Origin of the sequence: Microcystis sp. M53602_WE12, assembly GCF_030065455.1 — a bacterium.
In the GTDB taxonomy this organism is placed as follows: domain Bacteria; phylum Cyanobacteriota; class Cyanobacteriia; order Cyanobacteriales; family Microcystaceae; genus Microcystis; species Microcystis aeruginosa.
This window is the reverse complement of record NZ_JASJFB010000091.1, coordinates 1-15,026: the sequence shown is the minus strand read 5'-3', so window position 1 is coordinate 15,026 and position 15,026 is coordinate 1. Positions and strand designations below refer to the sequence as shown.

The following is a 15,026-nucleotide window of genomic DNA, read 5'->3' as shown; positions in this document are numbered from 1 at the left end:
TTTTGTACCAAGCGATGTACTACAAGAAGGATAATGCAAGGTTTTTGAACGTCCCAATCCTATTTTCTTGCACTAACATCGGACTTTAACAGGTCAAAAGCTTTATTTTAAAAGGGTTTTACCATTATTCAGCAAACCCTATATAGGGCTTGCTGAAAAAGTAGGGACGAAGAACACCTAAGGATGATTAGATTGTTTTCTTAAGCACAATCTCAGAGCGACTATCAAAACCTAGATCCCCAATACCAACTACTTCCCAACCTTGAGAGCCCAAATCATTAAGAATTTGTAGCAAATCCGCTCCTACCTGGTTGCCATTCAGAAACCAGACCACAGCATTAGGTTCATTCTTTCCTACAAGAATCTGATATTGGAAAATAGCCATTTGACCTCTTGTATTGGGTTGCCTTTGGATCAGTCCAACGGAATTCTAGACGAACTTTTCCAGGTAATACCCCCAATTAAGATTTTATTAAGAGTTCATTCTCGCACCTCTAGAAGTTTAAACCATGTCACTCGCTGAGTTAATTCCTCTGGTCAACAATCTGAGCCAGTCAGACAAATTATCACTCTTTAAAGTCCTAGCCACACAAATCCCAGACGCTGAACTACAATTCATCTTCTCCGCATCAGAGTACCCAATTTTGTCCCCCTACGACGCAACGGCAACTGCAAACATTCTGATGCAGATGATTCAGGATGACCAAGGGGCATCTGCTCATGCCTAGTACAGTTGAGTTTCCCTTTTCTGAGGATGAGGCATTACCGACAATAGACATCTCCAAAAATTATAACCCAGTCACAGCTTGCTTTCGGTTTATGTACTAACTAAACAGTTCAATGGCTGTAATGTATATCTATCGTTGCTAATTCAATTTTACTGAAAAAATATGAGGCAATTAAAATAATTTTTATTCGGGTAGATTCCTTAACTAGAAAGACTTTTAGTCTTGAGATTATATTAGGTCGAGGTCTAATTCCTATCATTTTCAGTATCGTGCTTGTGTTTAGTATTGATGGAGAAAAGTAATGCTAATTTTTTTGGGAAAATTAGTTAAACCATGATTATAACATATAATTAATTTGCAAGAGTTATAGTTAACTTGGTTAGGGCTATGGATTTATTAAAAAATCGTTTTGTGCAGTCGTTGGGAGTCGGGGCGTTTTTTTACCTCCTAATGCTTTCCTTAAATTGGGTGGTGTTGTTCACCCTGAGAATTCTTGAATCTTTTTCTAGTTGGTATCGATACCGCGCCGCTCCCTATTCCTTCCAAATCAGTATCGGGGTGACGCTGGCCTATTTGCTGATCACGGCCGTCTTGAGTAGCCGGCGTGATTAGATACCGTTGCTGCAGCGTTGTCGGCTGTAAAACGTAGTCCAGTAGGGTGCGTTAGACGGCAAAAATTGCTGCTCTGACTGGAAGGTGACAATCCGTCGTAACGCACCACCTCTCATCAACATTTACTCATACCGACGGTTACGTTTGCGGATAATCCCAGTGACAATCCGTCGTAACGCACCACCTCTCATCAACATTTACTCGTACCGGCGGTTACGTTTGCGGATAATCCAGAGGATAAACCAGATAACCAGGGCAAGTAGGGCGATTTTTGAGACGGGAGCCAGATATTCTTCCACAAGGGGGTAATTCTTCCCTAAAAAGTAACCTGCTGCTGTTAAAAAAACGACCCAGAGGGTCGTGCCGATGGTGGAGTAAACTAAAAAGGGAATCATCGCCATGTGATTCATCCCGGCGGGAAGGGAAATCAAAGTTCGCACTCCGGGGACCAAACGACAGAGTAAAACCGCTTTACTACCGTGACGATTAAACCATTGATTGGCTTTTTGAATATCTTTAGCGGAAACAGTGATCCATTTGCCGTATTTATCGGCTAGTTTTTCGATTTTTTCCTCATCCACAACCCGACCGAGATAATACCAAGGTAGCGCTCCGATGACCGTACCAAAAATCCCCGCTACCACTGCCGGAATAAATTCCATTTGTCCCTCATGGACGGTAAAACCCGCCAGGGGCATAATTAATTCTGAGGGAATGGGAGGAAAAAGATTCTCTAAAAACATTAATAGGGCTATGCCTAAATAGCCCATGGAAGTCATTGTATTTGTAATCCATTCAGTCATATTTTTTTAGGATTTAGAAAACAGTTTAAAAGTAAAAAAAGGGGGTTGGGTGTTAGGGGTGGGGAAGTGGGGAAGTGGGGAAGTGGGGGAGTGGGGAAGTGGGGAAGTGGGGAAGTGGGGGAGTGGGGAAGTGGGGGAGTGGCAAGAATAAATCAAAGCAATCTCCTGACGACCGACTCCTGACGACCGACTCCTGACGGCTAAAAAACTGATAACTGATAACTGATAACTGATAACTGATAACTGATATTAGGTTCCGGAAGTCCAGGAGTTGATATATTCTAATTGGGCTTCGGTGAGAGTATCGATTTCAATACCCATGGCTTGCAGTTTCAAGCGGGCGATTTCTTGGTCTAATTCGTAGGGAATTGAGTAGATGCCGGGGGCTAATTTACCTTTATTTTTAACCAAGTATTCTACACCGATCGCTTGGTTAGCGAAACTCATATCCATAACGGCGCTAGGATGACCTTCGGCGGCTGCCAGGTTAACTAGGCGACCTTCACCGATAACAACGACGGATTTACCGCTTTTTAGGCTATATTGTTGGGTAAAGTTGCGAACTTCCTTAACATTATCGGCTTTTGCGCCTAAAGCTTGCAGGTCGATTTCAATATCAAAGTGACCGGAGTTGGAAACAATCGCCCCATCTTTCATCAGGTCAAAATGTTCAGCCCGGATAACGTGCTTGTTACCAGTGACGGTGATAAAGATATCGCCTTCTTTAGCGGCTTCATCCATGGGCATAACCCGGAAACCGTCCATCGCCGCTTCAATGGCGCGCACGGCGTTAATTTCGGTGACAATTACATTAGAGCCTAAACCTTTGGCCCGCATAGCGACACCTTTACCACACCAACCATAACCAGCCACAACCACGGTTTTACCGGCAAGAAGGATATTGGTGGCGCGAATGATACCATCAAGGGTAGATTGACCTGTACCGTAGCGATTATCAAAGAAATGCTTGGTTTCTGCGTCGTTAACGTTCATTGCGGGGAAGGATAACACCCCGGCTTTGAGCATGGCTTGCAAACGGACGATACCGGTGGTAGTTTCTTCGGTAGTACCGATAATGTCGGGTAATTGGTGACTTCTTTCTTTAACTAGAGTAGCCACTACATCACAACCATCATCGATGATAATCTGGGGTTTATGATCGAGGGCGATTTGAACGTGACGGTGATAGGTGTCGTTATCTTCCCCTTTGATTGCATAAACGGGGATGCCGTAATCAGCCACTAAACAAGCGGCCACATCATCTTGGGTGGAAAGGGGATTACTAGCAATTAGTAACGCATCAGCGCCACCGGCTTTTAGCGCGATGGCCAAATTAGCGGTTTCGGTGGTAACGTGACAGCAAGCGACTAAACGCAGTCCGGCAAAGGGTTTTTCGATAGCGTAACGTTCCGCTAATTGACGCAAAACGGGCATTTCCCGACCAGCCCATTCGATGCGCTGTTTGCCGATGGGGGCTAAACTAATATCTTTGATGTCGTATTTCTGTTGAACTGGTGTTGCTACCATAAGGGGTTTTCCTTAAATACAAGCCTCGGCTATTGGTTAATTTAACTTAACATTGTCTGGGGATTTTGGCTAATGTCAAGCTTTTCACCGGTTTTTTATATAGGAAAAAGTTATCAATCCCTCACTGACCTATCCAGAACTCAGTATATTGTCTCTATTTTGGGTAATTATATAGTACAATAAAACTACTGTATGATCTAAATCAAGCTAGAAATCTCTATCTCGTGATGATAAGATCGACTAATGGGCGAGAAACTGACAGGCGTTAATCCCAAGATAATCCAATGGGCAAGAGAAAGGGCGAGATATTCTCTTGAGTCTGTGGCACTCAAGTTTAAAAAAGATGTTTCTGTTATCGAGAAATGGGAGTCAGGAGAGGACTTTCCTACCTATAGTCAATTGGAAAAGTTAGCAGAAATATATAAACGTCCTCTCGCTTTATTCTTTTTCCCAGAACCTCCCCTAGAAGCGGAGGAAAAACAAGAATTTAGAACTTTGCCAGACTTTGAAATCGAAAACCTGGCCGCCGATACTATCTATGCTTTACGACAAGCAAAAGCGATGCAATTGTCGCTACAGGAAATTAATAATGGTATTAATCCTAGTACCAAGAAAATCTTTCAGGATATTGCGGTTAGTTCTAGTGATGATTTAAGGAGATTAGCCGAACAGATAAGAAATTATTTAAACGTTACTCTAGAAGAACAACTGACCTGGAATGATCAGGAAACTGCCTTAAAAAAATGGCGGAGTGCCGTGGAAGAAGCCGGTATTTTTATTTTTAAGCGTTCTTTTAAGCAGCGAGAAATTTCGGGATTTTGCTTGATAGATATTGAATTTCCGATCATCTATATTAATAATAGCACGGAAAAATCTAGACAAATATTTACCATTTTTCATGAATTAGCACATATTCTTTTGCAGACTAATGGAATTACTAAGTCTGACGATAGATATATTAATAGTTTGCAAGGAGAAAATAAATATATCGAGATATTTTGTAATAAATTTGCTGCGGAGTTTTTGCTTCCTAATCATGTCTTTTCTGAGATAATCAGAGAAACAATAGTTAACGTTAACGATAACGATAAAATTATCTCGAAAATTTCCAGTGATTATAAGGTTAGTCGAGAAGTAGTTTTACGAAAACTATTAGATAATAACTTAATCTCCCAGAAAGAATATACTCTTAAAGTAAGGGAGTGGTACAGTGAGCAGGTGGGAAAAAGTCAGGACAAAAATAAAAAATCTGGAGGTGATTACTATGCTAGTCAGGCGACATATTTGGGAGAAAATTACCTAAAACTTGTGTTCAAGAAATACTATCAAGGCCAATACGATATCGAGCGTGTTGCTGATTATCTAAACATTAAAAAAGTTGCTACGGTGGAAAAACTTGAACAATATTTATTAGACAAAGGACTGTTTTGATGGTTTACATTTTTGACACAAGTAGTTTTAAGGTCTTAGGAAACTATTTTCCCAAAAGTTTTCCTACCGTTTGGCAAAAAATCGATTTGATTGTGTCAGAAGGTAAACTACAATCAGTACGCGAAGTGCTTAAAGAAGTAGAATATGGCAATAATAAACAATTTGTTTTAGATTGGATAGACTCCAATAAACAAATATTTTTACCACCCACTGCTCAGGAAACTTTATTTATTCCTGAAATTTTTTCTATAAGAAACTTTAAGGATTTAGTGATTCAAAAAGCCAGATTACAAGGAAAGCCAGTGGCAGACCCATTTATTATTGCCTGTGCCAAGATAAAAGACGGTTGCGTAATTACCGAAGAAGCCTTAAAGCCTAATGCTCCCAAAATCCCCACCGTCTGTCAACACTTTTCTATCGATTGTACCAATGTTCAGGGTTTAATGGAGCGAGAAGGTTGGCAATTTTAAAACTAAAATTAATGGATAAATTGCCAATAAATTTATATGTTGAAAAGGCTTTTTCTGGAAAACTAATAACCATGTTCAGCCAGAAATTCTAGGCTAATCTCGCTAGGAGGGTGATAAGAGCGCATTCCTAACAATTTTTCCACATATTTGCCTAAAATATCCCCTTCTAGATTCACCCAATCGCCTAATTTTAAATGGGAAAGATTGGTTTCGGCGTAGGTGTGGGGGATGACAGCCACTTTAAACCAGCTGCCGGAGGCATCACAATCGGCCACGGTTAAACTAATGCCATTAACAGCTATACTGCCCTTACCGACGATATAACGAGCTATGTAGTTATTCCACTGCTCTTCTAGGGAACTAGGGGCAGCAAAGGTCATTTCCCACGAATTAGCCACGATTATCGATTCGACTAAACAGCCAATACCGTCCACATGACCGGTGACAAAATGACCGCCGATTTTACTACCCACCCGCAAAGAGGTTTCTAGGTTAACGTTGGGTTCTGTTTTAATCCTTCGTCCTAAAGTAGTGCGCTGTAGGGTTTCCGGGGAAGCGGTGGCCAGAAAACCCTCTGGGAGAATTTCCTCGACTGTCAAACAAACCCCATCCACAGCCACACTATCACCAATCATTAAATCTCGGATAATTGTATCAGAGGATACAGACAAATAAAGTCTATCGGTATCCACGACCCGGATTGTTGCCAAGGCTTGAATTAATCCTGTAAACATCGGCTTTTTTCTCGACTATAAGTCCTTATGAGTGAAAGATTGGGCATTTTCCCCAGAATAATCGGCGACAATATGACCATCTCCGGCTAATTGATATTTGTAGGTCACTAATCCCTCTAATCCCACCGGACCACGGGGAGGCATTTTTTGGGTACTGATACCCACTTCGGCCCCAAAACCGTAACGGAAACCATCGGCAAATCGGGTGGAACAATTATGAAAAACTCCGGCGGCATCGACTCGATCGCTAAAGGTTTTGGCCGTGTTAAAATTTTCGCTGACAATGCCTTCCGTGTGTCGAGAACCGTAATAATTAATATGTTCGATCGCTGATTCCAGACTATCGACAATTTTAATTGACAGAATTAAATCACTATATTCGGTTTGCCAGTCCTGTTCTGTGGCCGATGGTACGTTAATCATCTGACGAGTTGCTTCATCTCCCAATAATTTAACCTTTTTTTCCTCTAATGCTTGTGCCACTGCGGGTAAAAATTGTCTAGCGATGTCTTGATGAACCAATAAAGTTTCAATGGTATTACAAGCGGCAGGATATTGGGTTTTGCCATCGACGGTAATTCTAATTGCTTTGCTTAAATCGGCTTCTTTGTCGATGTAGAGATGACAGATACCATCGGCATGACCGAGGACAGGAATGCGGGTATTATTTTGGATATAACGAACAAATTCGTTAGAACCTCTAGGAATAATTAAATCGATGTATTGATCGAGTTTTAAGAGTTCCTGAATTTCTTCTCGTGTTGTTAATAATCGTACCGCTGCTGGATTAACTTTAGTTTGACTCAATGCCTGATGAATAATTGTTACTAAAGCTTGACAAGAACGGATCGCTTCTTTCCCCCCTTTTAAAATAACGCCATTACCAGATTTAATCGCTAAACTGGTAATTTGAATTAAAGCATCGGGACGAGCTTCAAAAATAACGCCTAAAACCCCTAAAGGACAGGTTATTCTCCGAAGAATTAAACCTTGATCTAATTCCCGATTAATTTGCATCGTAGCTAAAGGATCTGCTAATTTAGACACATCTCGCACCCCGGCAATAGCGGCTTTTAATTTGCTGGGACTTAACTCTAATCGCGCACATAAAGCCGGAGATAATTGCATCGCTTTGGCAGTTTGAACATCGGCGATATTAGCTTCTAGTATCTGATCAGCATTGGCAGTTAAAGCCTCAGCAATAGCCTCTAAAGCTTCATTCCTTTCTTCGTTAGTCAGGATAGCCAGTTGACGACTCGCTTGACGGGTTTCTCTGGCGATTTCGGGGAGGGATAGAGAAGTTGTAACCATAGAAAATTAAAAGTAATAACCGCTATCTTGTTTATTTTATCTTATTTTTGATCAAGTTTCAGGGTCATTACACCTCATTGTAAAAATCAAAAATTGTTGTTAGGGTTAGGAGTCAGTAGTCAGGAGAATTAAGAATGAATAATAATCAATTAAATGGTCTATTTACGGATTTTAGGCAATTTAATCCTTATTTTTGCCGTTTTTGAACCCTCAAAAATTAATTAGTCAAGAGGTTTATTGAAGGTTAAGTAGGTAGGCGTTAAAAGTTATCAGATCCCCCCGCCTATCGGCACCCCCCTTATCAAGGGGGGCAGGGGGGATCGAACCTAAAATCCATTTTTAATTTAATTATAACCAGCTACTTATCAACCCTTGTCATGATCATCATAAATCTAGTTAACTAGAAAAAATAGCCGAAATTAGTGATTTTTCTATCCTATATCTGTAGAGACATTATAGTTAACATCCCTACAGAATCTAGACTATCTAGACCGGATTGGCAATCAGACAGTTAGATACCTCTTGACGCGCCCAATTATCGGCGGCTAAAATGTCATCTAGGCTAGGGGTAGAAGTGTTATGAATTGCAAAGCGATCGCAAACTTTTTCGATCACCCGGGGAATATCTAAGAAGCTAATCTTTTCTTCTAAAAATAACGCTACCGCTTGTTCATTAGCCGCGTTTAATACTGCTGGCATTGCCCCACCTGCGCGGCCGGCTGCGTAGGCTAATCCCATACAGGGATATTTTTGATGATCGGGTTCTTTGAAGGTTAAACTACCAGCTTTAACTAAATTCAAAGGTTCCCAATCGGTATAAATTCTTTCGGGCCAAGACAAGGCATATAACAGGGGTAAACGCATATCTGGCCAGCCTAATTGAGCTAAAACCGATGTATCCTGTAACTCAATTAAAGAGTGAATAATACTTTGAGGATGAATAACAATATCGATCGCATTATAATCGACACCAAATAAATAATGAGCTTCGATAACTTCTAGACCTTTATTCATTAAAGTAGCCGAATCGATGGTGATTTTTCTGCCCATAGACCAGTTGGGATGTTTGAGGGCATCAGCTACGGTTACTTGCGGCAATTTTTCCACGGGTAAATCGCGAAAAGCACCCCCAGAAGCAGTGAGAATAATCTTTTTTAATCCCCCAGTGGGAACTCCCTGTAAACACTGAAAAATAGCTGAATGTTCCGAGTCAGCAGGTAATAATTTAACTCGGTGTTTTTCCACTAAAGGCAGCACCACTGGACCGCCAGCAATCAGGGTTTCTTTATTAGCGAGGGCAATATCTTTACCAGCAGTAATAGCGGCAATCGTCGGCAGCAATCCCGCACAACCGACAATTCCCGTGACGACGCTTTCGGAATCGCCATAACGGGCCACTTCGATTACTCCTTCCTTTCCTGCTAGGATAATCGGGGTATAGTCAAGGTCGGAAATTAGGCTTTTTAGGTCTTCTAGTTGACTTTCGTTATTAATCGCCACGATTTGCGGGCGAAATTGCCGAATTTGCTCCGATAGTAGTTGAATATTATTACCCGTGGCTAATCCTACCACTTGAAACTTATCGGGATGATCGGTGACAATATCGAGAGTTTGAGTGCCGATCGAGCCTGTAGAGCCTAAAATCGAGATTTTTTTCATTAGAAACTTAATATAATTTGGGGATTAGCTTTAAATATACGTTCTCCGGGGTCTTTCCGGCACATCAGCGTAAATATTAAACATTTGTTAAAAAAGTTGATAGTTTGACCTTTTTATGCTAAGGCTTAGAAAAAGTTAGCGATAGAGATGGTGACAGAGAAGAAATCGAATAGAAAGGCCAATGGATTAGGCTGTCTAGCGGGGGGTCTGGTTTTTTGCCTCTTATTTCCCCTGTGTGTTTTCTTTTTTGGTTGGTTATCCTTCGCTCTTGGGATGAGTTGTGCTTTCCCCAGTCAATGTTCGACAGAGGGGGAAATAATCAAGTTTATCCTATCAATGATTTCGTTTTTTGGGGGAGGATTGGCAGTACCTATATTCCTCAGTTGTGCCGTGGGAAAAGCCGTCAGATTTGGGTTAAGTCGCAGAAAAAATAACCGAACTTAAACATAAGTTCGGCTAGATTTAATTTAACAACTGGATAAAACTAACTTTCTGTCGCCGTTGCCGTGCTGGGGGGTAACTTAATATTAGTAGCTAATCCCAGAATTTGCAGCAGACGAATGGTCATCCAAGTCAGGTCAACTTCCCACCATTGTAGGCCATGACGGGCAGAATACTGATAGGCATGGTGATTATTGTGCCAACCTTCACCAAAAGTTAGGAGAGCAACCCACCAACAATTTTTAGAATTATCGTGGGATTCATGGCTAACATAACCAAATTTGTGGGTGGCGCTATTGACAAACCAAGTGGAGTGGAAAACTAAGACCAAGCGAACAAAAATTCCCCAAATTACAAACGGCCAACCACCTATAGCATAGAGAATTAAGCCTAAAACAATTTGGATAGGAACAAAATAATTTTGACAGAATTTATAGAAAGGATCGTCGGCGATATCTTGGGTAAAACGAGCGATTTCTTCGTCGGCAGGAATTTCGTGCAGCATCCAACCCATGTGACTCCACCAGAAACCTTTATTAGAATCGTGGGGATCGGGAGCAGTATCAGAATATTTATGATGAATACGATGTAAACCTATCCATGCGATCGCACCCCCCTGACAAGCGAGGGTCCCGCAGAAAACCAGAAAGTATTCTAACCATTTGGGAGTCTTAAAACTCCGATGGGAGACCAAACGATGAAAACCGAGGGTAATTCCTAAACCCCCAGTAATCCAATAGAGAATTAATGTCACTCCCACAGCACCCCAGCTAAAATTGCCAGGCAAGAAGGCTAAAAGAGCCACTAAGTGGATAAAAGCCATGTAGATGAGAGTCACCCAGTCAATGGGCAGTTTTTCGGAAGTCGCAACAGTCATTGAATAACCCAAAGGGAAACAACAGGAGACAGAGCATCATTGTCTTATCTGTCTCGATTTGACACAGGGGGAACTTTGACGCTTAATAAATAGTAACAAATATCACAGTCTATTGTTTGATGGATATCCCCTCTCTACTCCACAGGGCAGAAAAGGCCCTACTCCCCATCTTTTCGGAAATTGACGCACAGGTCAAGGAAAATCTCCGTAAAGTCCTCGGTGCTTTCCGTGAAAACCGCGTCGGAGTGCATCATTTTGCTAGTGTTAGTGGTTATGGTCATGATGACTTGGGACGGGATACTTTAGATCAAGTGTTCGCCCAAGCCCTGGGGGCCGAAAAGGCGGCGGTGCGGGTACAATTTGTTTCAGGAACCCATGCGATCGCCTGTGCCTTGTATGGGGTTCTTCGACCGGGGGATGAGATGTTAGCGGTAGCGGGTGCGCCCTACGATACCCTAGAGGAAGTAATTGGGATTAGGGGCAGTGGTCAAGGCTCTTTAAAGGATTTTGGCGTTAGTTATCGGCAATTAGAGCTAGATTCTACCGGTGCGATCGATTGGTTGGCTTTGGCAACAGCAGTTAAACCCCAAACCCGTTTAGTACATATTCAAAGATCCTGCGGTTATTCCTGGCGATCGAGTTTGTCTATTGACGAAATCGAGAGAATTGTCCGTATAGTTAAACAACAAAACCCGAATACGGTCTGTTTTGTCGATAATTGCTATGGAGAATTTATCAACACCCAAGAACCCACCGATGTGGGGGCAGATCTGATGGCCGGTTCTCTAATTAAAAACCCCGGAGGTACAATTGTCACGGCCGGGGGATACATAGCAGGTAAAGCGGAATTAGTGGAAATGGCCTGCTATCGTCTGACAGCACCGGGAATCGGTAGGGAGGGAGGGGCAACTTTTGACCAAAATCGTCTTCTTTATCAGGGATTGTTTCTAGCGCCGCAAATGGTGGGAGAAGCGATGAAAGGCAGTCATTTAATTGCCTATGTGGGCGATAAGTTGGGTTATCCGGTCAATCCTGCCCCTTTTGTGCCTCGACGCGATATTATTCAAGCAATTAAACTCGGTTCTCCCGATAAGCTGATCGCCTTCTGTAAAGCCATTCAAGCCTATTCTCCCATCGGTTCCTACTTGGATCCCATTCCTGCCCAAATGCCGGGCTATGAGAGCCAAGTAGTGATGGCTGGTGGCACGTTTATCGATGGTAGCACCTCGGAATTCTCCGCCGATGGACCCCTGCGGGAACCCTATATTGTTTTCTGTCAGGGGGGAACCCATTGGACCCATATTTCCCTGGCCCTAGAACAAGCGATCGCCGCTTTAATGAATGGTTCTTCTCACCTTCCTTCTCTCCCTTAGTTAAAGTCCTAACTTCCTGTCTTTGTGGTTAACAAAAAGGGAACAGTCAAGGAGCAAAAGTGCCATTAATAGAGGCTTTCAACATTAGTATTTACGCTCTCTTGGGTTTGGTGGGTAAAATGTATTCTTGAGATATAATTCTGCTGGCGAGCGAGTGGCACGAACCACAAAGACACAAAGGACACAAAGATCGGTCGCTCCTATATAAGTTAAACTTATCACACAAAGAATAAGAGAGTCGTATTTATTCCTTTTTTATTTTTGTTAAGGACTTATTGATTGATTTAGGCTCTTTTTTTGGGTAATTCCTAATTTTTAAGATCAATGTAGATTGACAAAAATGAGATGCACCCAGTTTCCAACTTGTCTAACTCGATGCCAGACGAGAAAATAAGCACAAATCTAACTATACTCATTAGAATATAAATATCAACGACCACGATTAAAAACTCTTATGCGGGTAACTCTAAAATCGGCCTTGAGTGACAGTAATATCAATGCTAATCAAAGCAGCAGTCAACGTCAACTGATGCTCTCGATCGCCGCCACCAGTGAACAGATCAACACAAATTTACCGATTAATCTTTGTTTAGTTCTCGATCATAGCGGTTCTATGCAGGGAAAACCCCTAGAAACGGTCAAAAAAGCGGCTTTAAGTTTAATAGAATCCCTCGGTATTAATGATCGTCTCTCGGTGATAGCTTTCGATCATCGCGCTAAAGTTATTCTTCCCTCCCAATCGCGACAGGATGATCTGACCTTAATTCGCTCAAAAATTAAACAGTTACAAGCGGGAGGAGGCACGGCGATCGATGAAGGGATAAAATTAGGTATTCAAGAAAGTTCTACCGGCAGCAAAGGTTATGTGTCTCATATTTTTCTGCTTACCGATGGTGAAAATGAACACGGAAACAATCAACGCTGTTTAAAATTAGCCGCAGTAGCGGCTGAGTACGGTATCACCTTAAATACCTTCGGTTTTGGCGATCATTGGAATCAAGATATCCTAGAAAAAATTGCCGATATCGCCGGCGGAAGTTTATCCTATATCGAAAGACCCGAACAGGCTTTAATTGAATTTACTCGTCTGTTTAACCGTCTGCAATCTGTGCGGTTAACTAACGCTTTCCTGCAATTAGAATTAGATGCTCGGACTCATTTAGCCGACTTAAAACCCATCGCCCAAGTTGCCCCAGAAACTATAGAAATGAGCTTACAAAAAGAGGGCAATTTTTACATCACCCGTTTGGGTGATTTAATGATAGATGAAGAAAAAATTATCCTCCTCAATCTCTATATCGACCAAATTCCCCCCGGTACTCATACCATAGCTAAGGTGAAGATTCGCTACGATGATCCCGCTTCTGGTCAAAAAGGGCTAGAAACTGCGACTGTTAGCCTTAATATCGCCTCCCAAGCTATCTATCAATCCCAATTAAACGAGCAAGTTCAGAAATCGACTCTGACTTTAGCCAAATATCGTCAAACCCAAATCGCTGAAGAAAAATTAAAACAGGGCGATCGAGCAGCCGCCGCCACCATGCTACAAACCGCCGCCAAAACCGCCTTACAATTGGGAGAAAAAAACGCCGCCACTGTCCTCCAAACTAATGCCACCCGTTTACAGGTGGGAGAAGAATTGAGCGAGGGAGATTTAAAGAAAACCCGCATTATTGCTAAAACAAGACTACAAACCGATGGAGAGACAGGAAAATGATTAAAATTCGCCCCTTGCCCCTAGGAATTTTTCTGGTGACAATGTTCGCTCTTCCCCCTGTTATTTTACCCCCCTTAGTCAACGCTATTCCCATCGAACAAATACCGAAACTAAATCCGCACGGGGGATTATGGGTCAGCGATCGAGCTAATATTTTAAGTCGGGCGGGTGTTACGCAAATTTCCGGTGACATAGCCAAATTAGAGGTAGAAACCGGCGCAGAAATTGCTGTTGTCACCGTCCCCGATACCTTACCCTATCCTACCCCCAAAGCCTACGCCACAGCCCTATTTAATCGTTGGAAAATCGGCAAAAAATCGCAAGATAACGGGGTTTTAATCCTCGTTTCCCTCAAGGATAGACGGGTAGAAATCGAGACCGGTTATGGAGTCCAAAGATTTTTACCCGATGCTCAGGTCAAGGATATTATCTACACCTACATGATTCCTAGCTTCAAAACGGGAAACTACGAAGAAGGTATTCGAGCAGGTGTAACAGTTGTGAGCGGGTTTCTCCGTAGTGCTTATGGGTTGCGACAAACTGAATTTAAGCCTCAAATCGCAATGTCCATTCTTCATCTTGTTTTGGCTATCCTGATGGTGGGAGTGTCTTTTCCCTTGATGTTAATTCTATATTTTGTTTATTTTCGTTGTGCCGTTGGTGGCAATGGTCGAGGTGGCCGCAGTGGTGGCAGCAACGGCAATAGCGACTATTGCGGTTATGATGGTGGTGGTTATGGTGGTGGCGGTTATGATGGTGGTGATTTCGGCGGTGGCAGTAGCGGTGGGGGTGGCGGCGGCGGTGATTGGTAGAGTTGACACTCCCTCCCATGAGCGCTTCGGGGAGTGTCAATAGAGGCTTTGGCTACCAGTTCCGTTCTGTTAAACTTACTCAAATCTACTCATGAGCAAATTTGACGTTAACTTCCTGCTTCACTGTAGTAGTGTCGGCACTATCTACTCTACAAGCTGACACGGTGGAACTCACCGCCAAAGAAGCTAGATTTAGACTAGCGTTCAAGTCTCGACCGCAAACTACATGGCATTGCTCACACTCAAAAACTCTTTCAGTTAAAGATAGAGACTCTTTTTTGTACCCACAATTGGAACAGGTTTTACTGCTAGGAAACCACCTATCGGCTATGATTAATTCCGAACCATACAACTGAGTTTTATAATCAAGTTGTCTTCGGAACTCGTAAAAACGCAACATCTCAAAAACCGCTGAGAGGTAAGATGAAAGCCACGACAGCATCTCTGGCCTCTCAGCCTATCGCCTGTGGCTGTTAGGTAGTGTCTAGCTAGTGACCAACTTCCAGGCTGAGACTGTTCTGGGGAGCCGCC

At 42.5% G+C, this 15,026-nt stretch carries 15 protein-coding genes and 1 pseudogene; 7 read left to right on the top strand and 9 right to left on the bottom strand.

From position 1 onward, the window contains the following. Positions 1 to 187: 187 nt before the first annotated feature. Positions 188 to 385: a hypothetical protein gene (locus PX482_RS03945; protein ID WP_002740312.1), complete on the bottom strand. Its 198-nt coding sequence runs from the start codon at positions 383 to 385 to the stop codon at positions 188 to 190. Positions 386 to 509: 124 nt separating this feature from the next. Here PX482_RS03945 and PX482_RS03940 point away from each other — a divergent pair, with 124 nt between their 5' ends. Further along, positions 510 to 728 (top strand): hypothetical protein, encoded by a 219-nt coding sequence (locus tag PX482_RS03940; RefSeq protein ID WP_043999501.1) that lies wholly within the window; start codon positions 510 to 512, stop codon positions 726 to 728. A gap of 387 nt (positions 729 to 1,115) precedes the next feature. Continuing rightward, positions 1,116 to 1,340: a hypothetical protein gene (locus PX482_RS03935; protein WP_002763361.1), complete on the top strand. Its 225-nt coding sequence runs from the start codon at positions 1,116 to 1,118 to the stop codon at positions 1,338 to 1,340. Positions 1,341 to 1,537: 197 nt separating this feature from the next. Here PX482_RS03935 and PX482_RS03930 read toward each other — a convergent pair whose 3' ends face one another. From PX482_RS03930 to ahcY, 3 genes are all read right to left on the bottom strand, one after another. Next, positions 1,538 to 2,143, bottom strand: coding sequence for a DedA family protein (locus PX482_RS03930; RefSeq protein ID WP_072925771.1), 606 nt, complete (start codon positions 2,141 to 2,143; stop codon positions 1,538 to 1,540). Positions 2,144 to 2,149: 6 nt separating this feature from the next. Beyond that, the gene (locus PX482_RS03925; RefSeq protein ID WP_196219889.1) at positions 2,150 to 2,299 is read right to left on the bottom strand and encodes a hypothetical protein; all 150 of its coding nucleotides are present in this window, start codon (positions 2,297 to 2,299) and stop codon (positions 2,150 to 2,152) included. 93 nt (positions 2,300 to 2,392) lie between these two features. After that, entirely contained in the window at positions 2,393 to 3,670 is a 1,278-nt protein-coding gene (gene ahcY / locus PX482_RS03920; protein WP_002763358.1) for an adenosylhomocysteinase, read from the bottom strand. 243 nt (positions 3,671 to 3,913) lie between these two features. Between ahcY and PX482_RS03915 the strand changes: the two genes are divergently transcribed. After that, a complete protein-coding gene (locus tag PX482_RS03915) occupies positions 3,914 to 5,101 on the top strand; it encodes an ImmA/IrrE family metallo-endopeptidase (protein ID WP_288093940.1) in 1,188 nt (395 codons plus the stop codon). Continuing rightward, a complete protein-coding gene (locus tag PX482_RS03910; RefSeq protein WP_072925777.1) occupies positions 5,101 to 5,571 on the top strand; it encodes a PIN domain-containing protein in 471 nt (156 codons plus the stop codon). The genes PX482_RS03915 and PX482_RS03910 overlap by 1 nt, the downstream gene beginning before the upstream one ends. Positions 5,572 to 5,633: 62 nt before the next feature. Here PX482_RS03910 and PX482_RS03905 read toward each other — a convergent pair whose 3' ends face one another. The 4 genes from PX482_RS03905 to PX482_RS03890 form a co-directional block, all read right to left on the bottom strand. Next, the gene (locus PX482_RS03905) at positions 5,634 to 6,305 is read right to left on the bottom strand and encodes a riboflavin synthase (protein ID WP_002763354.1); all 672 of its coding nucleotides are present in this window, start codon (positions 6,303 to 6,305) and stop codon (positions 5,634 to 5,636) included. A 15-nt stretch (positions 6,306 to 6,320) separates the two neighbouring features. Beyond that, complete coding sequence (proA, locus tag PX482_RS03900) at positions 6,321 to 7,616, bottom strand: glutamate-5-semialdehyde dehydrogenase (protein ID WP_002763352.1); 1,296 nt, start codon at positions 7,614 to 7,616, stop codon at positions 6,321 to 6,323. 486 nt (positions 7,617 to 8,102) lie between these two features. Beyond that, a complete protein-coding gene (gene dxr / locus PX482_RS03895) occupies positions 8,103 to 9,275 on the bottom strand; it encodes a 1-deoxy-D-xylulose-5-phosphate reductoisomerase (RefSeq protein WP_002763350.1) in 1,173 nt (390 codons plus the stop codon). Positions 9,276 to 9,759: 484 nt separating this feature from the next. Then, positions 9,760 to 10,593 (bottom strand): acyl-CoA desaturase, encoded by an 834-nt coding sequence (locus PX482_RS03890; RefSeq protein ID WP_002763349.1) that lies wholly within the window; start codon positions 10,591 to 10,593, stop codon positions 9,760 to 9,762. Positions 10,594 to 10,712: 119 nt separating this feature from the next. Between PX482_RS03890 and PX482_RS03885 the strand changes: the two genes are divergently transcribed. The 3 genes from PX482_RS03885 (at position 10,713) to PX482_RS03875 (ending at position 14,495) form a co-directional block, all read left to right on the top strand. Next, entirely contained in the window at positions 10,713 to 11,966 is a 1,254-nt protein-coding gene (locus PX482_RS03885) for a methionine gamma-lyase family protein (RefSeq protein WP_288093829.1), read from the top strand. A gap of 454 nt (positions 11,967 to 12,420) precedes the next feature. Further along, the gene (locus PX482_RS03880; protein WP_288097259.1) at positions 12,421 to 13,683 is read left to right on the top strand and encodes a vWA domain-containing protein; all 1,263 of its coding nucleotides are present in this window, start codon (positions 12,421 to 12,423) and stop codon (positions 13,681 to 13,683) included. Continuing rightward, the gene (locus PX482_RS03875) at positions 13,680 to 14,495 is read left to right on the top strand and encodes a TPM domain-containing protein (protein WP_079205889.1); all 816 of its coding nucleotides are present in this window, start codon (positions 13,680 to 13,682) and stop codon (positions 14,493 to 14,495) included. The genes PX482_RS03880 and PX482_RS03875 overlap by 4 nt, the downstream gene beginning before the upstream one ends. An 85-nt stretch (positions 14,496 to 14,580) precedes the next feature. On the opposite strand, the pseudogene PX482_RS03870 reads toward PX482_RS03875, so the two are convergent. Continuing rightward, positions 14,581 to 14,889, bottom strand: a pseudogene (locus PX482_RS03870) (zinc ribbon domain-containing protein); the annotation flags it as partial. Positions 14,890 to 15,026 lie beyond the last annotated feature (137 nt).